23 protein-coding genes are annotated in these 20,748 nt (G+C 71.0%); 9 read left to right on the forward strand and 14 right to left on the reverse strand.

The features are described from left to right. Positions 1–360 precede the first annotated feature (360 nt). On the forward strand, positions 361–1,470 hold the full coding sequence (locus tag ACMGFI_RS15020; RefSeq protein ID WP_436910631.1) for a glutamate-cysteine ligase family protein: 1,110 nt from the start codon (positions 361–363) through the stop codon (positions 1,468–1,470). A 46-nt stretch (positions 1,471–1,516) separates the two neighbouring features. Here the strand turns inward: ACMGFI_RS15020 and bioB are convergent, their stop codons facing one another. From bioB to ACMGFI_RS15040, 4 genes are all read right to left on the reverse strand, one after another. Continuing rightward, positions 1,517–2,689, reverse strand: coding sequence for a biotin synthase BioB (gene bioB / locus ACMGFI_RS15025; protein ID WP_436910632.1), 1,173 nt, complete (start codon positions 2,687–2,689; stop codon positions 1,517–1,519). Positions 2,690–2,782: 93 nt separating this feature from the next. After that, on the reverse strand, positions 2,783–3,487 hold the full coding sequence (locus ACMGFI_RS15030) for a protein sorting system archaetidylserine synthase (protein ID WP_436910633.1): 705 nt from the start codon (positions 3,485–3,487) through the stop codon (positions 2,783–2,785). A gap of 92 nt (positions 3,488–3,579) precedes the next feature. Next, a complete protein-coding gene (locus ACMGFI_RS15035; RefSeq protein WP_436910634.1) occupies positions 3,580–3,915 on the reverse strand; it encodes a DUF7344 domain-containing protein in 336 nt (111 codons plus the stop codon). Between the two features lie 78 nt (positions 3,916–3,993). Further along, positions 3,994–4,659: a helix-turn-helix domain-containing protein gene (locus tag ACMGFI_RS15040; RefSeq protein ID WP_436910635.1), complete on the reverse strand. Its 666-nt coding sequence runs from the start codon at positions 4,657–4,659 to the stop codon at positions 3,994–3,996. A 176-nt stretch (positions 4,660–4,835) separates the two neighbouring features. On the opposite strand from ACMGFI_RS15040, the gene ACMGFI_RS15045 reads away from it, so the two are divergent. Continuing rightward, positions 4,836–6,113 carry a threonine synthase gene (locus tag ACMGFI_RS15045; protein WP_436910636.1) on the forward strand — a complete coding sequence of 426 codons (1,278 nt, stop codon included), beginning with the start codon at positions 4,836–4,838 and terminating at the stop codon, positions 6,111–6,113. A gap of 34 nt (positions 6,114–6,147) precedes the next feature. On the opposite strand, the gene ACMGFI_RS15050 is transcribed toward ACMGFI_RS15045, so the two are convergent. After that, on the reverse strand, positions 6,148–6,819 hold the full coding sequence (locus tag ACMGFI_RS15050) for a metal-dependent hydrolase (protein WP_436910637.1): 672 nt from the start codon (positions 6,817–6,819) through the stop codon (positions 6,148–6,150). A gap of 296 nt (positions 6,820–7,115) precedes the next feature. Between ACMGFI_RS15050 and ACMGFI_RS15055 the strand changes: the two genes are divergently transcribed. Continuing rightward, positions 7,116–8,192, forward strand: a complete 1,077-nt coding sequence (locus tag ACMGFI_RS15055; RefSeq protein ID WP_436910921.1) for a hemolysin family protein — start codon at positions 7,116–7,118, stop codon at positions 8,190–8,192. Between the two features lie 94 nt (positions 8,193–8,286). Here the strand turns inward: ACMGFI_RS15055 and trxA are convergent, their stop codons facing one another. Continuing rightward, positions 8,287–8,745: a thioredoxin gene (gene trxA, locus ACMGFI_RS15060; RefSeq protein ID WP_436910638.1), complete on the reverse strand. Its 459-nt coding sequence runs from the start codon at positions 8,743–8,745 to the stop codon at positions 8,287–8,289. A gap of 144 nt (positions 8,746–8,889) precedes the next feature. Between trxA and ACMGFI_RS15065 the strand changes: the two genes are divergently transcribed. Next, complete coding sequence (locus ACMGFI_RS15065) at positions 8,890–9,189, forward strand: PRC-barrel domain-containing protein (RefSeq protein WP_436910640.1); 300 nt, start codon at positions 8,890–8,892, stop codon at positions 9,187–9,189. Positions 9,190–9,192: 3 nt separating this feature from the next. Here ACMGFI_RS15065 and ACMGFI_RS15070 read toward each other — a convergent pair whose 3' ends face one another. Both ACMGFI_RS15070 and ACMGFI_RS15075 read right to left on the reverse strand, forming a co-directional pair. Then, positions 9,193–9,873 (reverse strand): hypothetical protein, encoded by a 681-nt coding sequence (locus ACMGFI_RS15070; protein ID WP_436910641.1) that lies wholly within the window; start codon positions 9,871–9,873, stop codon positions 9,193–9,195. An 88-nt stretch (positions 9,874–9,961) separates the two neighbouring features. Beyond that, the gene (locus ACMGFI_RS15075) at positions 9,962–10,360 is read right to left on the reverse strand and encodes an OsmC family protein (RefSeq protein WP_135363377.1); all 399 of its coding nucleotides are present in this window, start codon (positions 10,358–10,360) and stop codon (positions 9,962–9,964) included. A 323-nt stretch (positions 10,361–10,683) separates the two neighbouring features. On the opposite strand from ACMGFI_RS15075, the gene ACMGFI_RS15080 reads away from it, so the two are divergent. Then, positions 10,684–10,845: a hypothetical protein gene (locus ACMGFI_RS15080; protein ID WP_436910642.1), complete on the forward strand. Its 162-nt coding sequence runs from the start codon at positions 10,684–10,686 to the stop codon at positions 10,843–10,845. Positions 10,846–10,848: 3 nt separating this feature from the next. Here ACMGFI_RS15080 and ACMGFI_RS15085 read toward each other — a convergent pair whose 3' ends face one another. The 3 genes from ACMGFI_RS15085 to ACMGFI_RS15095 form a co-directional block, all read right to left on the reverse strand. Further along, positions 10,849–11,583 (reverse strand): metal-dependent hydrolase, encoded by a 735-nt coding sequence (locus tag ACMGFI_RS15085; protein WP_436910643.1) that lies wholly within the window; start codon positions 11,581–11,583, stop codon positions 10,849–10,851. A gap of 74 nt (positions 11,584–11,657) precedes the next feature. Beyond that, positions 11,658–12,026, reverse strand: a complete 369-nt coding sequence (locus ACMGFI_RS15090) for a hypothetical protein (RefSeq protein WP_436910644.1) — start codon at positions 12,024–12,026, stop codon at positions 11,658–11,660. A 53-nt stretch (positions 12,027–12,079) separates the two neighbouring features. Then, a complete protein-coding gene (locus tag ACMGFI_RS15095) occupies positions 12,080–14,011 on the reverse strand; it encodes an ABC transporter ATP-binding protein (RefSeq protein WP_436910645.1) in 1,932 nt (643 codons plus the stop codon). Positions 14,012–14,170: 159 nt separating this feature from the next. On the opposite strand from ACMGFI_RS15095, the gene ACMGFI_RS15100 reads away from it, so the two are divergent. Beyond that, a complete protein-coding gene (locus ACMGFI_RS15100) occupies positions 14,171–15,331 on the forward strand; it encodes a S1C family serine protease (RefSeq protein ID WP_436910646.1) in 1,161 nt (386 codons plus the stop codon). A gap of 122 nt (positions 15,332–15,453) precedes the next feature. Here ACMGFI_RS15100 and ACMGFI_RS15105 read toward each other — a convergent pair whose 3' ends face one another. Together ACMGFI_RS15105 and priS are read right to left on the reverse strand one after the other, a co-directional pair. Further along, complete coding sequence (locus ACMGFI_RS15105) at positions 15,454–16,584, reverse strand: hypothetical protein (RefSeq protein WP_436910922.1); 1,131 nt, start codon at positions 16,582–16,584, stop codon at positions 15,454–15,456. A 13-nt stretch (positions 16,585–16,597) separates the two neighbouring features. Next, on the reverse strand, positions 16,598–17,758 hold the full coding sequence (gene priS / locus ACMGFI_RS15110) for a DNA primase small subunit PriS (RefSeq protein ID WP_436910647.1): 1,161 nt from the start codon (positions 17,756–17,758) through the stop codon (positions 16,598–16,600). 171 nt (positions 17,759–17,929) lie between these two features. Here priS and ACMGFI_RS15115 point away from each other — a divergent pair, with 171 nt between their 5' ends. Next, complete coding sequence (locus ACMGFI_RS15115) at positions 17,930–18,619, forward strand: ZIP family metal transporter (RefSeq protein ID WP_436910648.1); 690 nt, start codon at positions 17,930–17,932, stop codon at positions 18,617–18,619. 30 nt (positions 18,620–18,649) lie between these two features. Here the strand turns inward: ACMGFI_RS15115 and ACMGFI_RS15120 are convergent, their stop codons facing one another. Next, complete coding sequence (locus ACMGFI_RS15120; RefSeq protein WP_436910649.1) at positions 18,650–19,135, reverse strand: GNAT family N-acetyltransferase; 486 nt, start codon at positions 19,133–19,135, stop codon at positions 18,650–18,652. Positions 19,136–19,239: 104 nt separating this feature from the next. On the opposite strand from ACMGFI_RS15120, the gene ACMGFI_RS15125 reads away from it, so the two are divergent. Both ACMGFI_RS15125 and ACMGFI_RS15130 read left to right on the forward strand, forming a co-directional pair. Then, entirely contained in the window at positions 19,240–20,289 is a 1,050-nt protein-coding gene (locus tag ACMGFI_RS15125) for a DUF502 domain-containing protein (RefSeq protein WP_436910650.1), read from the forward strand. Then, positions 20,286–20,708, forward strand: a complete 423-nt coding sequence (locus ACMGFI_RS15130) for an archease (protein WP_436910651.1) — start codon at positions 20,286–20,288, stop codon at positions 20,706–20,708. Before ACMGFI_RS15125 ends, ACMGFI_RS15130 begins: the two co-directional genes overlap by 4 nt. Positions 20,709–20,748 lie beyond the last annotated feature (40 nt).

Below are 20,748 nucleotides of genomic sequence, written 5' to 3' on the forward strand. Positions count from 1 at the left end.
TCGGGACGGCGGACCCGAAACGGTCATCGGCCGGTCCGCGAGGTCCCGGGATTCCGTCACCGAACTCCGGTAGCGCGGTCTTACCCCAACAATGTGGCCGTTCCCCGCCGGCAACGATCGAGTACACTTTTACGTCCGCGAACCCTTATTTCCGATGGAGCCAGTTGGCTCCGTAGTGTCACACGCTGGGGCATCCCGCCCCACCGTTCCCCTTTGTGTCGCAGTGACCGACGGACAGCGGCGGCTGTCGTCGGCTCGAACCGACCGCTCGGACCCGACCGATTCGATCCGGGAAATTTATGACGAAATGGACGTGTAAGTGACACTACGGAGGGAGGGCGTACCGGGCGCCCGGCGATCATGCAGATCGGGCTCGAAGTCGAATACTGGACCGTCGAGAGCGACGGCTCGCTCGCGACCGCCGAGCCGGTCGCGGCCGACTGCGAGTTCGTCGACAGGGAGTTCGCTGACCCGTTGCTGGAGGTGAAGACGCCGCCATGCGAGTCCGTCGAGGCGCTGGCGGCGACGCTGGGGGACAGGCTCGAAACCGTCCGCGAGGTCGCCCGCTCGCACGGCCGGCGGCTCGTCCCGCTCGGGACGCCGCTGACCGGCGACCCGCTCGCGCGGCGCCGGTCCGACAGGATCGACGTACAGCGTGCGGTGCTCGGGGACGCGCTCGACCACGCGGCCCGCTGTGCCGGCACGCACGTCCACTTCGAGCAGGTGGACGCGGCCGAACAGCTCCGGGCGCTCACCGCCCTCGACCCGGCGGTCGCGCTCGTCAACACCTCGCCGTACTACCGCGGTCGCCGGCTCGCGACCTGCGCGCGACCCCACGCCTACCGCAGGCTGTGTTACGGCGCCGCGCCGGAACTGGGCCAGCTCTGGGAGTATCCCGAATCGGCCGAGGCCTGGCGCGACCGCGTCGACGACTGCTTCGAGTCGTTCGTGGCGACGGCGACCGACCACCCGGGGCTGGACCGCCAGGCGGTCGAGGACGCCTTCTCCCCGGCCGACGCGGTCTGGACGCCCGTGCGCCTGCGCGACGACCTCGGGACCGTCGAGTGGCGGGCGCCCGACGCCGCGCCGCCGCTCGCGGTCGTTCGGGTCGTCGCCGACGCCGCGCGGCTCGTCGAGGAGGCCGTCGAGCGCGGGACCACGGTCGGGGGCGACGCCGGCCGCGACGCCCTCTCGCTGCCGCCGTTCGACCGGCTTCGCGACCTGGTCGACGCCGCGGTCGCGGAGGGCCTGTCGGCGCCGGCCGTCGAGTCGTACCTCGACGACCTCGGCGTCGACACCGGCGCCTACCGGCCGCCCGGCGGCCGTATCGACGGGCGGCGGCGGGTCGACGAGCCGACCGCGAAGCGAATCCGCCGGCGCGCGGCCGACGCGCTCCTGGCGGATCTGGACGCGCTCCGGGAGGACGGGCTCGACGCGCTGTCGGCCGGCGACGAGGCGGTACCGGCGTGACGCGACTCGCGAGCGCACCGCGACCCGGTCGAACCACGCGCCGTCGTCAGTCGGAGATGTTGCTGGTCGCGTTGCCGGCGGCAGTCCCCACATCGTCGGGCCTCTCCGCGTCGTCCGGGCTCTCCGCGTCGCCGGCTGCGCTCGCCGATTCGTCGGTTCCGGTGTCGGCGTGGCGGGCCTTCACCGCGGCCGGGTCGAAGTCGTTGGCCTCGGTGTTCGGCTCCAGTCCGGCGCGCTCGACGACCTCGATGTCGTCGGCGGGCGACTGCCCCTCCGTCGTGAGGTAGTCGCCGGTGAGTATTCCGTCGGCGCCCGCCTCGAACGGCAGGTGCTGTTCGGCGGCGTCGAGGTTCGCCTCCCGTCCGCCGGTCAGCCGCACTCGCGCCTCGGGGTGGAGCAGCCGATACACTGCGATGGTCGAGACGATCTCCTCGGTCGAGATGGCCGCCCCGTCGTCGAACCGCTCGCCCAGCGGCGTCCCCGCGACGGGATTCAGGATGTTCACCGGGAGCGACGAGACGCCGATATCCTGCAGGGCGACGGCCGCGTCCACGCGGTCGGTCGGGCTCTCGCCCATCCCGAGGATGACGCCGGCGCAGAGGTCCATGCCGGCCTCCTTCGCGACCTCCAGGGTCTCGACGCGGTCCTCGAAGGAGTGGCTGTCGACGACCTCCGGGAAGAAGCTCGGTGAGGTCTCGACGTTGTGGTTGTAGTGGTTGATCCCCTCCTCGGCCAGGATCGCCGCCTCCTCCTCGGTGAGGATGCCTAGCGAGGCGTCGACCTCCACGTCGGTCTCGTCGCGCACGAGCCGGATCGCGCGGAGCACCTCGGCCCACTCCTCGGGCCTGTGTTCCTTCGAGACGCCCTTCTCGGCGACGACGATCCCGAATCGCTGGGCGCCGTCGCGCTCGGCCCGCTTCGCCGCCTCCAGAATCTTCTCGGGGTCGAGGAACCCGTAGGTGTCGACTCCCGTGTCGAAGTGGACCGACTGTGCGCAGAAGCCGCAGTCCTCGGCGCAGTCGCCGGCCTTCGCGTTGACGATCGAGCAGGCGTCGACGGTGCCGTCGCCGAACTCGGCGCGGACGGCGTCGGCCGCTGCGGCCAGCTGCTCGACCGGTTGCGCGACCAGCGCCAGCCCGTCGCGTCGGGTAAGCCGCTCGCCCGCCAGCACGCGCTCGACGGCGTCGTCTATCGTCCGGTTGCCGGTCTCGTAAACCACGATCGGCCCGTCGGTTGACGGCTGGAAAAAAGTTCCCCCGGCCGGGTCGATCCCCGCGGCCGGCGTCTCCGTCGTCGGTGCCGACGATCGGCCTCACTCGCCCCAGTAGAAGCGCGGCGCGAGGAACATGTACCCGAGCGCCGCGACGAGCAGGAACCGCGGGAGGACGCGGCCGAACGCGAGCGGCGCGAGGACGGCGGCGGCCTGGACGACGCCGAGGATCCCGGCGTCGCGGGCGAGGAGTTTCGGGTACGGGACCGGCGCGACCATCGCCACCGAGAGGACGGCGGCGGCGGCGAGCAGGCCCGGTACCCACGTCAGGCCGGCGAGGTAGGCGGCCGCGAGGATGGTCGCGCCGAGCGTGTTCTGGATGCCGGGGCGGTTCTCGCCGTCGCCGACGAACTCGCTGTACAGGGCGGTCCGGAGCACGGAGAAGACGACGAAGACGGCCCCGACGCCGACGGCCGCGGCGGCCTGCGCGGGGGGCGCGGCCGCGATCCCGTCGGCCAGCCAGCCCCACTCGGCGCCGGCGATCCCGACGACCAGCAGGGCGGGCGTCGCGCCGAACGACACCACGTCCGTCACCGAGTCCAGCAGGGGGCCGACCTCGGTGCCGCCGAAGGTGCGGGCCGCGATCCCGTCGAGCGCGTCGGCGATGGCGGCCAGCAGGACGAGCCGGGCGGCCAGGTGGGGGTCCGAGAGCGCGACGACGCCGGCGGCGAACCCGACGACGGCGTTGGCCAGCGTGATCGCGTCGGCGACGCCGAGCCGCTCGCGCACGCGCAACCCCTCGTTCATACCACCGTGGTCGGTGAGCGGGTACATCAATCACGGGGAAGCGCGGTCGTCCCACGCCCGGCCCGATTGTGGGAGATCGGCGGCCGCGCCTCCTACCGGACGGCGTCGAGCACCTGCGCGAGCGTCTCGACGCGCTCGCGGGGCTCGACGGTGTCGCTCTCCTGGTCGTAGCGCACGGCGTCGCCCTCGGCGAGTTTCGGGACGTGCGTGTGGTACAGCGCGAGGTACAGCTCCGAGACCGTCTCGGAGTCGATCTCGCTCACCGGCCGGTCGTGCTCGCGGCGGGCCACCTCGTCGGCGAGGTCGGCCAGCGTCAGCTCGCAGTCGTGGCGCTCCAGCGTCTCCACCACGTACCGCCGGTACCGATGGTCTAGCAGTCCGAATGCGTCCGTTACCGGGTCCGAAGCCGCTGTCGGCTGTGACTCCATACACCGATCGTAGACCCCCGTCCGGGTTCCGGTTCGTACTGCCCACGTCAGGGGTTTATCAGGGGGCGGTCGGGACGGCTACGCTTTCTCCTCGGCGAGCGGCGTCACGCGGATGGTGTTGGCGACGAGCGCGTGGTGGCCGCGGCGCAGCCGCTGGGACAGCGACTGGCGCGTGATCCCCAGTTCGTCGGCGACCTCGTCCAGCGTCGTCTCCCGGGGGTCCTCGAAGTAGCCCAGCTCCCAGGCGGTGTTCAGCGCGTCGTACTGTTTCTCGGTGAGCCCGTAGCGGCTCCCCGTCCGCGGGTGGTCGGTCTCGTAGAGCTTCTCCAGCCGGAAGGAGATGTCGTAGCGGTCGGCGTAGCGCTGGAACTCGTCGAGCGGTTCGCGGCCGTCGAACCGGATGCGGATGTCCCAGACCCCGTGCTGGCCCTTCGCTTCGAGGATCGTCGCGCCGGCCTGCGTCGAGGCGTACACCATCGTGTCGACGTTCTCGGTCCAGGTCCCCCGGTACAGCGACGCCGCCTCGAAGTCGTCGAGGCGCCGGAGGTCCTCGATCGACGGGTCCGCCTCGGCCGCGGCTTCGAACTCGTCGAGGTCGACCCCGGAGACCCAGAAGTAGGGGGTGAGCACCTCCTCCGAGGCGGCGACGCGGTCGATCTCGACGACCAGGTCCGGGAGCCGTTCGAGCGTCGACGACAGGGCGAAGTCCTCCGACGGGACGTGGAACTCGGCGAAGAGGCTCATGGTCGCCCGGTTGGGGGTCGGCCCGCATAACCTCGTTTGCGTGGTCGGTCCCGGTTGGTTGCGCCCTCGGAGCCGGTCGATCGTCTCCCGCGGCGCCGGTCGGTCGGGGCTCGCGGCGTCGAAAAGCCAGAAGGCATTTGTGACGGTCGGGCCGACAGGTAGCCAAGGCAAACCCCATGACACCCGTCGAGGCCCTGGTCTGCGAGCGGTGCGGGCGCCGCTACGCACCCGACGCCGTCGAGTACACCTGCCCCGAGCACGACGGCGTGGCGGGCGTCCTCGACGTACGCTACGACGACGACGCCCTCGGCGACGAACTCGGCGGCGTCCTCGACGGTCCGACCGAAGACCTGTGGACCTACGAGCCCCTGCTCCCCGTGGACGGCGACCCCGTCAGGCTGGGCGCCGGCGGTACCGACCTGCTCTCGGCGCCCACGCTGGGCGACGCGCTGGGGGTCGACGCCCTCGTCAAGAACGAGACGACCAACCCCACGGGCTCGAACAAGGACCGAGGCAGTGCGGTCGTCGTCTCGCGGGCGCGCCAGGCGGGCCACGACACGGTCGCCTGCGCCTCGACGGGCAACGCCGCGGCGTCGCTCGCGGGGTACGCCGCCCGCGCCGGCCTCGACTGTCGCATCTTCGTCCCCGCCGACCTCCCGGAGGCCAAGGCCGTCCAGCCGCGCCTCTACGGCGCGACCGTCCTGGGCGTCGACGGCACGTACGCCGACGCCTACGAGCTGTGCCGGGAGGTCTCGGCCGAGCGCGGCTGGTACAACCGCAACGCCGCGATGAACCCCTACGCGGTCGAGGGCAAGCGCACGCTCGGGTTCGAACTCGCCGAGGGGGCGCCCGACGCCGACTGGGTCGCGATGCCGATGGGCAACGGCTGCTCGCTGGCCGGCGCCTGGAAGGGGCTCCGCGAGTTCGAACGCCTCGGCGTCGTCGCCGACGCGCCCCGGATGCTCGGCGTCCAGGCCGAGGGCGCGACGGCCATCCGCGATCGGTTCGCTGCCGAGTTCGACGAGGTGGCCGCGGACGGCGGCGCCGACTCGACCGATGTCACGGCCGACAGACGGAGTCCCGGCGACGAGCGTCGGGAGGGCGTCGACGAGACGACCGCAGACAGCATCGACGTGGGCGTCCCGCACAACGCGGGCAAGGCCTGCCGCGCGCTCGCCGAGAGCGGCGGCGACGCCGTCGTCGTCTCCGACGAGGCGATCCTCGACGCCCAGCGCCTGCTGGGCGAGTGCGAGGGCGTCTTCGCCGAGCCGGCCTCGGCGGCCGCCGTCGCGGGCGTCCGCGCGGCGGTCGAGCGGGGGACCGTCGCCCCCGGCGAGCGCGTCGTCGTCGTCGCGACCGGGACGGGGCTCAAGGATTCGGCGAGCGCCCGCGAGGCCGTCGGCGACGTGATCTCGGTCGACGCCGCCGGCGAGGGACTGCCCGACGAACTGTGACCGGTGTCTGGGTCGGCTCCGGAGGCGATCCGCTTCAGTTCTCGATATCGTCGGTCCACAGCCGCGCGGCGGTCACGACGGTGCCGGTGACGAGGATGGCGAGCTGCCAGCCGTGGCGGACGACCGGGAACATCCGCTCGGGGTCCTCGACGGTGTCCGGGTCGGGGCCGCCGCCCTCCCCGCCGGGGTTGGGGTCGACCCCCGTCGAGATGTTGACCTCCTGGGAGGAGCCGCGGCTGCGCGGTCCCGCCTGTTCGGTCTCGGGGTTCAGGTCCACGTAGCTCTGGACGATCCCCCGCTGGTCGGAGATCTCGAAGCGGCCGTCGAGGACGTAGAACTGGTCGTGGAGCGGCCACAGCGGGTTGACGCCGTGGTCCACGAAGTCTAGCCCGATCCCCGCGAAGACCAGCGCGACGACGCTGACCCACGCCAGCCGGACCCCTTCCGGGCCCCAGCGGTCGCGGACGAACGAGCGATCCCGGAGGCGCAGGTCGACGTACAGCAGCGCGCTCGCGGCGATCGGGACGACGTAGGTGTGCAGGACGGTGCGGTGGCCGGCGACGAAAAAGAGGGCGATAAAGGAGTCCAGGTCCGGCGCGGCGACGACGGCGAGGACGACCAGCAGCGACCGGCGGTCGAAGACCGACCCCAGCAGGGCGGCGGCGATCATCCCGCCGAAGGCGAGATGCACCAGCGTCGAGGGCATATCCGCCCCTGTGGGATGCAGTGGCATAACCTTTCATACGGATCATTGCAAGACATTCCGGGATCGACCGCACGCAGTCGTGCGGTCGACCCGGTACACGCTTGCAATGATCCGTATCAGGACCGCTCGGCCGACCGCCCGAATCCGGCGGCGATCGCCCACACCGTCGTTCGCTCCCGGGATCTGACGTTCCGCTGGTACTATAACCCTCGAAAGAGAAGCCGGCGGCGATGACCGCCCTGGAGACCTGGATCCGACTGCTCGCGGGCGTCGGGGTGGCGCAGGCGCACGGCTCGATGAACACTCTGGAAGTCTGGGGACGACTGATCGCGGGCGTCGGGCTGATCCTCGCGAACGGCTTCTTCGTCGCGATCGAGTTCGCGCTGACCCGGGCCCGGCAGTTCACCGAGGAGGAGTTCGTCGGCGACGGGACTCCCGCGCTCGAACGCGCCTGGGAGATGACCAACAACCTGGAGATCTACCTCACGACCTGTCAGGTGGGGATCACCGCCTCCAGCATCGCGGTCGGTATCGTCGCGGAGCCGGCGCTCGCGGCGCTGTTCCACCCGCTGTTCGAGGGGACGCGGCTGGCGACCGTCGGCGCCGGCGCCGTCATCGCCTTCCTGATCATCAACCTCGTCCACCTGACCCACGGCGAGCAGACGCCGACGTACCTGGGCGTCGAGCGCTCGCGGATGGTCTGCAAGTACGGCGCGGCGCCGCTGTACTGGTTCAACTGGCTCATCTCGCCGCTGATCACCCTTGGCGACGCGATCGCCAAGTGGACGCTGGGGCTGTTCGGCATCGAGATGACCGGCGCGTGGCTGGAGACCGAGGAGGACGTCATCGAGTCCCGGGCGGACCTGCGCAACAAGCTCGGGTCGGTCCTCGAGGAGGGCGAACTCCCCGAGGACCGCCGCGAGGAGGTCATGAACGCGCTCACCATCGGCGAGCGCCCGGTCCGCGAGGTGATGCTCGACGCCGACGACATCGTCGCGCTGTCGACCGAGGCCGACGCCGAGGAGAACTTCCGCCGGATGGAGGAGAGCCCCCACACCCGCTACCCGCTGGTGGGCGAAGACCTGACCGACTTCCGCGGGATCCTCTATCTCCCCGTCCTCGCCGGCCACCGCGAGGACCTGGCGAGCGACGCGGCGATCGACTTCGAGGACCTGGCGGCGCCGCCGATGACGCTCTCGCCCGACGTGGACGTGAGCGACGCCATCGACCAGTTCCAGGCCGAGAACCAGGAACTCGCCCTCGTCATCGAGGACGGCGAGGTGGTCGGGATGGTCACGGTCACCGACCTCCTCGAGTCGGTCACCGGCGACATCGAGGACCCCATCGACACCGGCGAGGCGACCGCTGACTGACCGTCCCGACCGCCGTCCGCGCTCCGCTCGCGGTACTCTCCGGTTCAGCTTCGCTCGCAGTACCGCTCGGTTCGCGCCTCCGTGAATCCGGGCTTCAGACGTGCTGTCCGACGAGTTCTCGGAGCGCGCCCTCGCCCTGGACGCCGACGCGGCGCTCGGTCAGTTCGCCGTCGACGAACAGGAGCAGCGTCGGCACCCCTTGGACGCCGTACTCGCGGGCCAGTCCCTGGTGGGCGTCCACGTCGACCTTCGCGACGGTCGCCGCCGTCGTCTCGGCGATGTCCTCGACGACCGGTTCGAGCATCTTGCATGGACCGCACCAGTCGGCGTGGAAGTCGACCAGCACGACCCCGTCGGCGACGACGTCCTCGAAGTCGGCCTGGCCGTCGACGTGGACCGGCTCGTCGGGGGTGTCCGCGGTCTCGGTGTCGGCGGTGGGGCCGCCGCCCGCGCCGTCGGAGAGCGTCGACCCTTCGCCGGAGGCGAGTCGTTCCTTCTTGCGCTCGCGGATCCGTTCGAGTTCCTCGTCGGTGTCGTCGCTGGCTTCGCTCATCGCCGCCACGTAGGGGCCGCGGCCGTTTAACCGCCACGGCGTCGTGTCCGTCGGACGCGCGAACGACGGCCGACGGACGGGAATTCGGGGACCGCGTCAGACACAGAACAAGAATTTAAGACCCCGCCAGCCGAGTTACGGGACATGAACCCCGAGACGGCGCCACAGGAGATAACGACGCTCGTGGGGCGGGAAGTCTACACCAACAACGGCGTGTTCGTCGGCGAGGTCGAGGACCTGCGGCTGAACCTGGAGGGCGAGGAGGTGACCGGTCTCGCGCTCCACCAGATCAACGCGGAACTGTTCGGCTCCGAGGCCACCCAGTCCCGGGGCGTCATCGTCCCCTACCGCTGGGTCCAGGCCGTCGGCGACATCGTCATCGTCAACGACGTGGTCGAGCGCGTCCACGGCGACGACGAGGCCGAGGAAGAGGTCGCGGCCTGAATCTCAGGCGGTCCCACGCCCCCGTCGGCGGAGTATCGCGACCCCGAACGCCACCGATATCCCTTCTATCGCTCGTTCGACCGCCGGCCGCTCGACCGGCGACCCCCTGGTCCCCGCCGTGTAGACGACCGCGAACCCGTCGTTCGTCTCGACGACCAGCCCCTCGTCGAGCGGTTCCGGGGCCAGCCCGAACTCCGACTCGACGGCCCGCCGGACCGCGTCGCGGCGCGGCTCGACGGCCACCTCGGACAGTACGTCCCACGCGTCGACGCGCTCCAGCCCGAGCACCCACTCGTCGGCGGTCTCGTCGTACCGCGCCGTCCGCTCGAAGACCCGGCCGTCGCCGCGGAACGCCACGTATTCCTCGGGCGCCGTCAGTAGCTCGCCGGCGTAGCCGGCGTCCGCCTCGACGCCGGGGTAGCCGGTCCCGACCGTCGTCCCGTTCGTCAGCACCGCCGCGAGCGCACAGCGGCGGCTGACATCGACCGAGAAACAGGCGACCCCGTCGAGGCCGTCCGCGGGTCGGGTATCGGCGAACGCGATCCGGTCGTCCTCGACGGACAGACCGGGGCTCCGGTACTCGTAGGTGGGGCCGGTCGCGTTCAGCGCCGGCGCCCACAGCGGGGCGGTCACGAGCGCCAGGCCGACGACGAGCGCCACGGGTCCCGCGGTCAGTCGCGCCACGGCGGCCAGTCGGCGCTCTCCGACAAGCGTCTTGTCCCGGGACCCGGGCGAGAGAGCGAAGCGGCGAAACGGTGGCGTGGCGTCCCCGCTAGAACGCGTCGTCTTCGAGCGTGATGTCGGCGTGGAGACCCTCGCGCAGCGCCGAGTGGACGTGGCAGATCTCCTCGCCGAGTTCGACGATCTCCTGGCCGTCCTCGCCGAGGGCGGCCTCGACCTTCAGCGTCCACTCCATGGACTCAAGGTCGTCGTCCTCGTCGAGGTCCGCCTCGACCTCGATCTCGACGTGGCCGACGTCGTCGTAGCCGGTCTGGTCGGCGGCGACGCGGAACGCGGGGATGTAACAGGACGCGTAGTCGGCGGCCAGGACCTGGTTCGCGTCGGGGCCGTCCTCCTTCAGGGCGTCGACGACGAGCGACCACTCGCCGTCGATCTCGTTTTCGACCGTGTACCCTTCCTCGCAGACGCTGGTGACTTCGATGTCGGACATACGCGAAGACGTTCGACCGCCCCCTTCTAAAAGGTGCCCAAGCGTTCCGAGCGCGCCGGAGACTGCCGGCGGTCGGACGGGGAAACACTCAATTACGGTGATCGCAATTGGCAACTACGGATCCCGATGGCCGACAACGTCCTCGTCGTCTCGACCGACCGATCCGACGCGTCGGCGCTCGCGGAGGCGCTCGACCGCGCCGGGGTCGCCGCCTCGGTCGACGCGGTCGGGTCCCCCTCGGACCTGTTAGACGCGCTCTGTTTCGACACGGTCAACTGTCTGGTCGTCCCCGAGGAGGGAGCGCCGCCGAGCCGACCGACCGCGTGTTCGACGCGGGGTTCGCCGCCGCCGACGGCGACGGGTTCGGCCTCTACGTCGCCCAGCGGATCGCCGCCGACCACGGCTGGCGGCTCCGCGCCGAGAACAGGGACGAAGGGGGCGCCCGGTTCACCGTCGAGGGCGTCGACGGACCGGACGCCGAGTGACCGTCAGTACCCCTCGGAGAGGTCGAACGTCTCGTCGCCGTCGAGGACGTGGACCTCGGCGTCGGAGCCGGTCGCGGCCACCTCGTCGACGAAGTCCTGGGGGTCGATCTCGATCGGCGGGAACGTGTCGTAGTGCATCGGGAGGACGTGGTCGACGTCGAGCCAGTCGGCTGCGACCGCGGCCTGCATCGGCCCCATCGTGAAGTGGTCGCCGACGGGCAGCGCGGCGGCGTCCGGTTCGAGGAAGGGGCCGATCACGTCGCGCATCTCCGTCATGAGGCCGGTGTCGCCCGCGTGGTAGAACGTCTCGCTCTCCGCGTCCTCGACCTGCGTCGGCTTGGTGTCGGAGATCACGTACCCGGCGGCAGACCCCGCGCTCGGCACCTCGAACCCGGCGCCGACTCCGTTCGTGTGGTCCGCGCGGTGCATCGTCACGAACGCGTCGCCGGCCTCGACGGTCCCGCCGAGGTTCATCCCGACGACGCCGTCCTCGTCGAAGCCCGCCTCGCCGGCGACGTGGCTCGTCACCTCGGGGGTGCCGACGAGCGTCGCGTCCGTGAACGCCCCGGCGTGGGCCACGTGGTCGTCGTGCCCGTGGGTCAGCAGGACGTAGTCGGGCTCGTCGACGTCCGCCGGCGACAGATCCGTCTTCGGGTTGTCGAAGAAGGGGTCGATCAGCAGGTCGGTGCTCCCCACCGTCACGTGCCACGTCGAGTGGCCGTGCCAGGTCAGCTCCATAGTCGGTCGGAGCTACGTGGCAGATGCACTTAATGCTACGACTATCGGCAGGTCGTCGCAGGGAGCGACGGCGCTCACTCCTCGGCGTCCGACCGCTGTTGCTGTCGGCTTCCGCCGCCGCTCTGGTGGCCGCCGCCGCTCCGCTGCCCGCTGCGCTGTCGTCGCTGCGCGCGCTCCCGTCGCTGGTTCCGCTGGCTCTCTCGGGCGCGCTCGCTCGCGTAGCGGACCCACGCGTAGGCCTGCCGGTCGAGCGCGCGGAACAGGAGCGCGGCCGATCCGACGACGGCCGCGACGACGACGACCGCGACGACGAGCGGCGAGGAGAGGTGGACCGCGACGTAGGCCGCGACGAGCGCGACCAGGCTGATCTCCAAGCCGACCCTGAGCGCCGGCCGGCGCCAGTCCGGGCGGCCGGACTCGTCCGTCGCGACCCATCGGCTCATACCCGCCCCTTCGGGCAACTCCGTGTTGTAGTTTGTCCCGGCCGGTAGCTCCGTCAGTCGTCGGCGCCGACGGGGCTCTGTGCGGCGTTCTCGTCGGTCTGGGAGGCCCACAGGCCCGCGTAGGCGCCGCCTTCGTCGACGAGTTCCTCGTGGGTGCCCGTCTCGATGACCTCGCCGTCGTCCATGACGACGATGCGGTCCGCGTCCTGGATGGTCGACAGCCGGTGGGCGATGACGAACGCCGTCCGGTCGGCCGTCAGCGCCTCCAGGTTGCGCTGGATGAGCTCCTCCGTCTCCGTGTCCACGTCCGAGGTCGCCTCGTCTAAGATTATCACGTCCGGGTCGTTGAGTAGCGTGCGGGCGATGGAGACGCGCTGGCGCTGGCCGCCCGACAGCTTCACGCCGCGCTCGCCGACCATCGTGTCGTAGCCGTCGGGCAGGTCGGTGACGAACTCGTGGGCGCCGGCCGCCTCCGCGGCCTCGCGGACGCGCCGGTCGACCTCGGCGGGGATGTCGTCGTAGTTGGCCAGCACCGACCGGAACAGCTCGGCGTCGCCGTAGGCGATGTTCTCGCGGATGGTCCCGGAGAACATGTACGGGTCCTGCTCGACGACGCCGATCCGGTTGCGTAGCGTCTGCAGGTCGAACTCGCGAACGTCCGTCCCGTCGATCCGGACGGCCCCGGAGTCCACGTCGTAGAACCGCGGCGGGAGTTTGAGCAGGGTGGACTTGCCCGACCCGCTCGTGCCGGCGAAGCCGACCGTCTCGCCGGCCTCGACTTCGAGGTCGACGCCGTCGAGGATCTGCTCGCCGCCCTCGGAGTAACTGAAGTCCACGTCGTCGAACGCGACGCGGCCGTCGACGGAGTCGGGGGCGTGGCCGTCCTCGGCGGTCGTCACGTCGGCGGTGTAGCCGAGGACGCCGAAGACGCGCTCGGCGCTGGACTTGGCCTTCTGGTAGTTGTTGGCGGTCTTCCCGATGCGGGTCATCGGGCCGTCGAGGTAGCGCAGGAACATGAAGTAGGTGACGAAGGCGCCGGCGGTCAGGCCGCCCGCGGTGACGGCGTCGCGGCCGCCGAGGACGAGGATAGTCACGAACATCGCGCCGACGAGCAGGCGCAGCGAGGCGAAGAAGGCCTTCCGGACGGTGATGGCGTCGATCTTCTCGTCGCGGTAGCCGCCCGACTGCTCGGCGACGCGGTCCCGCTCCACGTCGTAGCGGTCGAAGGACTTGACGATGGCCGCGCCGCCGAGGTTGTTCGACAGCCGGGTGTTCATCCGCGCGACCAGCTCGCGGATCCGCTTGTACTTCGGCTCGATCCAGATGATGAACTTTGCGGTGATCAGCGCGATGATCGGCACCGGCACGAGCACGAGGAACCCGAGCCACGGCGCCGTGTATATCATCCAGCCGCCGACGAGCCCGAAGATCATGACCGCCCGCGTGATCTCCCGGATCTCGGCGTTGAAGAAGTCCTCCAGCCGGTTGATGTCGCTGTTGAGAATGGACATCATGCCGCCGGTCTGGTGGTTGTTGAAGAAGTCCAGCGAGAGGCGTTGCATGTGGTCGTAGGTGTCCAGCCGCAGGTCGTGCTGGATGCGCTGGGCGGTCGTCTGGAAGAAGTACCGGGAGCCGAAGTGGCTGACCGACTGGACGACGTAGGCGCCCGCGGCGAGCGCGCCGAGGTAGTACAGCAGGTCGAGTCGCGCGGCGGTGTCGTCGAGCGGGACGGGCTCGGCGGGGACGATACCGAGCGCAGAGAGGACGCTGCTGGCGGTGCCGGAGGGGTTGACCGCCAGATCGATGGCCGCCGCGATGAGCAGCGCCGGGAACAGCCGCGCGACGCGGTTGACCATCGTCGAGACGACGCCGAGCGCCAGCGGCGCCCAGTAGGGGGTCGCGTAGCGGAACAGGCTGACCATCGGGCGGCCGTCGACTTCCTCGCGGATCTCGTCGAAACTGCCGTGTGGGTCGGGACGTGCCATTCGGTCGCCACCGCTTGACCGCTCGCGCTCAAAAACCCGACTCAGGGGGAGAGACTCTCTGGAACCTGCCGCCGGGCTCGGTTCCGGCACCGTTGCACCCGGACCCGTCCCGGCCCGATGCGTCCGCGGTTTTATTCGGCTGGTGTCCTACGTGTCGATATGGACGACTCCGATTCGTCGCGGCGGCGGTTCCTCGCGGCCTGCGGGACGGCGCTCTCGGCGGGCGTCGCGGGCTGTTCCGATTCGCTCCTCGGCAGCGAGACCGAGGACACGACGCCCGTCGACCCCGAGCCGTCGACGCCGGCCCCCGATTCCGGCGGGGACGGCGGCGCAGACGGGGCCGCGGGCGACTTCGAGCAGTTCGACGCCGACGGCGAGAGCACCTACGCCGAGGTGTACCGCTCGACCGTCCCGTCGGTCGCCCAGATCCAGGTGTACACCGGCGCGCCGAGCCCCTCGCAGGGAACCGGCTTCGTCTACAGCGACGGCCACGTCGTCACGAACCAGCACGTCGTCGAGGGGGCCGAGGCGATCTACCTCCGGTTCAGCGACAGCGGGTGGCTCGACGCCACCGTCGAGGGGACGGACGTGTACAGCGACCTGGCGGTCCTCTCCGTCGAGGAGTTACCCGAGAGCGCCGAACCGCTCGCGCTCCGGGAGTCCGACCCCGAGGTGGGGACGGAGGTCATCGCCATCGGCAACCCGTTCGGCTACTCCGGGTCCGTCTCCGCCGGGATCGTCAGCGGGCTCAACCGGACGCTCCCGGCGCCCAACAACTTCAGCATCCCCGACGCGATCCAGACGGACGCGCCGGTCAATCCGGGCAACTCCGGCGGGCCGCTGGTCACGCTCGACGGGGCCGTGACTGGCGTCATCAACTCCGGCGGCGGCGACAACATCGGCTTCGGCATCTCCGCGCCGCTCACGCGCAGAGTGGTCCCCGCACTGCTGGAGGACGGGGAGTACGAGCACTCCTACATGGGCGTCCGCCTCCAGACGGTCGGGCCGCTGCTCGCCGAGGCCAACGGCGTGGACGAGCACGTCGGGGTCTACATCGACCTCGTCCGCGACGGCGCCCCCTCCGACGGCGTCCTCCGGGGGTCGACCGGCGAGACGACCGTGGCCGGCCAGCCCGGCGTCGAGACCGGCGGCGACGTGGTCGTCGCGATGGACGGGACCGCGATCCCCACCAGGGAGGCGCTCGCCAGTTTCCTCGCGCTGGAGACCAGCCCCGGCGACACGATCGACGTGACCGTCCTCCGGGACGGCGAGGAACGGAGCGTCGAACTCACGCTCGGGTCCCGTCCCGACCCGATCTGACCGGGCGAGCGCCCCGATTCGGGCCGACTCACCCGAGAGGTCGCTTTCTCACCCGAGGATCGCTTTCCCACCCGCCAGCCGCCGCTGGGCGGTCGGTTTCGCTGCCGTTCCGCGGAGAAGTGCTAGTCCAGTCGTTCGGCGGCGTCGCGCTCGACGAGCGGCCCGGCGTTGGCCTCGGGCAGCGTCACCACGTCCTCCTCGGTGAGGTCGTAGGCCCGCTGGTCGACGCCGAAGATCTCGCCCACGTCGCTCGTGATCTTCACCGTCGCGCGGTCGACCGACGCGTCCTCCGCACCGCTCGCCCCCTCCTCGGACGAAGGTGACGTGGACTCGGTCGCGGGGCCGTCGCCCGCCGGGACCGCCGGACCGCCCTCGCGACCGGGCTCGGAACCCCCCCCGGCGTCGACCGCGCCGGCCCCGCCGTCGGCCTGTGGAGGGTGGTCGCGGCCCCCGTCGTCCGACGACGCTTCGGGCGGCGCGGCCGGGTCGGCGTCGTCCGTCGCGCCGGCCGCGTCGGCGGTCTCCGAGCCGTCGCCCATCAGGTCGGCGGCGTCGACACCGGAGGCCTCGGCCGGTTCGTCCGCGGGCGGGTTCGGCGTCGACTCGCCGCCGGCGTCGGACGAGGCCGGCGCGTCGCCCAGGTCACCGGGCTCGCTCGGTACCTCGCCGCGCTCGCCGTCCGCGGCGTCCGAGCCGGTCGCGTCCGGATCGCTCGCCGGCGGATCCGGCGGGTGCTCCGCGGGCGCCTCGCCCGACGCGCCGGTGTCGTCCGGCGGAGCGGGTCCGTCCGTCCCGCCGGTCTCCGGACCCTCCCCGGCATCCGTTTCGACGCCCGTCCCCACGTCGGCGGCCGCGGCGGCGGGGTTCTCCCCCTCGATGACCGCCTCGACGCGGGCGCGGTTCTCCTCGATGGCCTCGACCAGCGTCTCGAAGAGGGTGCGCTCCTCGGCGGTGAGCCCCTCGTCCTCGGTGGGCATGTCCGCGGCTGCGAGCGACGCCATCTTGACGATCTTGCCGACGCGGCGCTCGTAGATGGCCTCGACGGTCCCCTCGGCGGTGTCGATGTCGTCGCTGATGCGGTTGACCTCCGGGGCGTCCCAGGGGTCGTCGGCCTCCTCGGCGGCGCGCTCGCGCTCGCGGTGCAACTGCTGGATGAACTCGCCGGCGTCCTGGTAGAACGACTCCCGCAGCTGCTGGAGGCTGTCGGTCTGCCGTTCGCGGCTCTGTACCGAGCGCAGTTCGTCCAGGTCCATCATCGCGGGTTACTCATTCTGGTGCCTTCTCGGCGCGCCCTCTGGTCATCAGGAACGCGCCGAGGTACTCCGGAACGGAACACTCGCCCGCCTGGAGATTAAAGGTATCGCCACGCAGTTCCACGGTGCCGGGGTCGGTCACCTCGACGTTGATCTCGTGACCGACGAACGTCTCCGGGACGGCGTCGACCAGCGGGTCGAACTCGTCGAGGTCCGCCCGGTCGATGCGTCGCACCGCCAGCGCGCTCCCGCCGTGGAGGCTGCCCGGCAGGCGGATCAGCCTGTTCACGTCGGTCGTCACCGGCTCGTCGATGGGCGCGTTCTGATCCTCGACGACCTCGGCGACGAACGCGTCGAGCAGCGTCCGCAGGCCGACGCCGCCGACCTCGACGTTGCCCGCCTCCAGCGCCTCGGCGTTGCTCTCCAGGGCGCCGTGGACGGTCTCCGCCCGGCCCTCGCCGATCCCGTCCAGCTCCTGCAATCGGGCCTTCGCTTCGTCCTCGTCCATCGCGAGCAGATCGTCGACGAATTCGAGGAGGTGTTCGTGGACCCGCCGCCCCCAGCCGCCCCCCGTCTGGACGACCCGGCGGCTGACACCGCCGCGCATCTCGCTGGTCTGGACGTACTCCTGGTCCAGCCCGATCCCCCGCACGTAGTCGACGATCTCGCGGCGGGCGTCGCTCCCCAGCTCCTGCACCGTCTCGTCGCGGACGTGGACGTGGTAGCCCCGACCGCCGGAGAAGACGACGGTCATGTCGTCGAAGCCGAAGTCGTCGTCGAGGAAGTCCAGCAGGCGGCGGAGCGCGTCCTTGCACTTCGCGAGCATCTCGGCGTAGCTGTCCTCGCCGAGGGTCACCGAGGGGAGGTGGTCGGCGTCGAGGTCGAAGACCAGATCGGAGGAGCGCCACTCTTTCTCGCCCATCGAACTCGCGCCGGGGCTCTCGTAGCGGCCGGCCGAGAAGTAGACGTGTTTCGGCCGTTCGCGGGCGAGGAAGTCGTCGAGGTTGCCCATGTCCAGCAGCGAGCGGTGACGGACCATCGTCTCGCCGGGCCCGTCGGTCCAGGGGACGTAGCCCCATTCGCGCTCGTTGGCCTCGGGCGGCGGCGTCAGGTCCGTCCGGCGGTAATGGTCGCCGAACCGCCCCCGGAGGTACGCCCGCGTCTGTTCCTGCACGGCTACCCGGTTTCGAACGGGGCGTGAAAGCGGTTTCGCTCACCGCCGGACGCCCCGGATCCGGGACCAGACGACTGCCGGTGTCGCCCCGGCGACGCGACGGGTCCGACGGCGACGGACGCGACCCGGCCCGGTCGTTTTCCGGCGCGGACCCGAAGGCGGAGGTCACGGATGGTCGCCCTGGCCCTCCTGTTCGGGATCGGGACCGCGCTCCCGCTGGTCGTCGGTGCGGTCGCCGGGATCTGCCTGTCGCCGTCCGACCGATGGGTGGGCGCGTTGCTCGCCTTCGCGAGCGGATCGCTTCTCACCGGCCTCGCGTTCGAACTGTTCGAGCCCGCGTTCCGAACGGCGGGGCCCGTCCGCACGGCGCTGGCCCTGTTCGCCGGGACCGGCCTGTACGTGGCGGTGAAGTACCGCGTCGGTACCGGCGGTGACCTCGACGGGCGGGCGATCCTCGCTGCAGTCGTCTTCGACGGTGTGGCCGAGAACGTCACGCTGGGCGTCGCCCTCGTCGGCGGACTGGCGAACGGACCGCTGGCGATCCTCGTCGGCATCGCCGCGAACAACCTCCCCGAGGCCGTCGCCGGCGCGGAGGAGATGACTGAGACGGGTCGGTCCCCGGCCGGAACGCTCGCCGTCTGGACGGCGACCGCCGTCGGACTGGTGGGGACGGTCGTCGTCGGGTACGTCGCATTCGCCGGCGTCGGCGAGACGGTCCTGGCGGTCGTCCGGGCGGCCGGTGGCGGCGCCGTGCTCGCGTCGCTCGCCATCGAGATCATGCCCGACGCATACGATTCGGGCGGACCGACGGTCGCGTTCGCGACGGCCGCGGGGCTGCTCGTCACGTTCGTCCTGGTCTGACCGACGCCCGTTCCCGTCGACGTGTGGGGCTCACCCGCCGAGCAGCTTCGAGAGCCGGTCGGCGAGCCCTTCCTCCTCGCCGAGCTTGAGGTAGTAGGCGTCGCCGCCGTCCTCGTAGTAGTTGTCGATGCGGCGCTCGATGGTGAAGCCGATGTGCTGGTAGAAGTGGATGGCGTCGCGGTTGGTCGTCCGGGCGTGGCAGGTCACGGAGCTGTAGTCCTCGGCGACGCGGGCGACCAGCGCCTCGCCGAAACCCTCGCCCCGATAATCGGCGTCGACGGCGAGAAAGAGGATGTAGCCGTCGCGGCGGACGGCCGCGAACCCCACGAGGGCGTTGCGGTCGGCTCGGTCGACGAACAGGTAGACGGTCGACCGCTCGTAGGCGTTCTCGAAGAACCCGCGGCGCTGGCGGAGCACGCCGTCCTCGGCGCGGATGCGCTCCTTGAGTTGCCAGGCCTGCTCGACGTAGTCGGCGTCCCCCGGGTCGACGACTCGTCGCTCGACGTTGACGCTCACTACCGGGGCTGTAGCGGGTAAGCCACTATAATTCCATCGGCGCGGCGTCGCCCTCAACCCTCCCGGTCGCAAACCTTTCGGCGGCCGGCACGCAGGAGGAGAGTATGGTGCTGCTCTCGTCCAGGTCCGTCGCCGACGCGAGCACCGCGCGGACGACGCTCGCCGAGAAGGCCCGCCAGGTGTTCATCAGCGGCGCGGCGGTGACGATCCCCGTCCTGATCACGGCCATGGTCCTGGCGTTCGTCGTCAACTTCATCCTCCAGGCGATCAGCCCGTTCGTGGACTTCCTCAGCCGGCGGTTCGGTATCGGAACGAACCTCACCTCGCTTCAGCTGGAGGTGCTGGCCGTGCTGACGCTCGTCGTCATGATCTTCGTGATCGGCCTGATCGCCGAGACGCGGTCCGGCGACGGCTTCGAGCAGGTGTTCGACACGCTGATGGCCCGCATCCCCGGCATCGGCTCCGTCTACACGAGCTTCAACGAGATGACCGAACTCCTGTTGTCGAACGACGCCGAGAGCTTCCGCGAGGTCAAGCTCGTCGAGTTCCCCCGCGAGGGCTCCTATTCGCTGGCGTTCGTCACCGCGGACGCGCCGCCGACCATCGGCGACACGACCGGCCACGACGACGTGACGACGCTGTTCATGCCGCTCGCCCCCAACCCCGTCATGGGCGGATACGTCATCCACGTCTCCGACGACCGGGTGTACGACGTGGACCTGACCGTCGAGGAGGGCATCCGCTCGATCGTCACCAGCGGCGTGGCGACCGGCGAGCGGACCGAGGGGGAACCGCCGGAGGAGCTCGTCGACCTCGAAACCATCCGCAAGCAGGCCCGCGACGGCGTCGGCGACCTGAGCGCGTGGGGAACCCGGACAGTCGACGACCTCAGCGACCTGACAGGCGACGCGGCCGAGGACCTGCGCGAACAGGCCCGCCGGGAGTTCGCCGCGATCCACCCGGACATCGACGAGACCGAGGTCGACGGCGAGGAGGCCGTCCGCCACTACATGCTCGAACAGACCGGCGGCGAGGACACGAACGGGTCCCCCGACGCGAGCGACGACAGTACCTCGGCCGAACCGTCGACCGGCGACGCGACCGATGGACCGGGCGACGCGACCGACGGGGACGCCGCGGGGGGCGACGCGTGAGCTTCGCGCTCCGTGACCACACCGCCGACGTGGCCGTCGAGGCCAGCGGGGAGTCGCTGGACGCCGTCTTCGGCGCCGTCGCCGACGGCATGGCCGCGGCGATGTGCGACGAGATACCCAGGGAGGGCGGCGAGCGCTTCGAACTGTCGGTCGCCGCCGAGAGTCGCGAGGCGCTGCTGTTCGATTACCTCGACGAACTCATCTACGAGCGGGACGTGCGCGGCGTCCTCCCGGTCGACAACGAGACCGCGGTGGCAGCGCCCACGTCGGACGACGGCGAGTGGCACCTCTCCGGGTCGGCGCGCGGGGTGCCCCTCGACGCCGTGGAGGCCCGGGACCTGAAGGCGGTCACCTACTCGGAGATGGACCTCTCGGAGACCGCCGACGGCTGGCACGCCTACGTCGTCTTCGACGTGTAGCCGCGTCTCCCCGCCACCCGCGGGCGAGAAGCCGACACTT

This window comes from Halosimplex marinum, from assembly GCF_051414075.1.
GTDB lineage: Archaea > Halobacteriota > Halobacteria > Halobacteriales > Haloarculaceae > Halosimplex > Halosimplex marinum.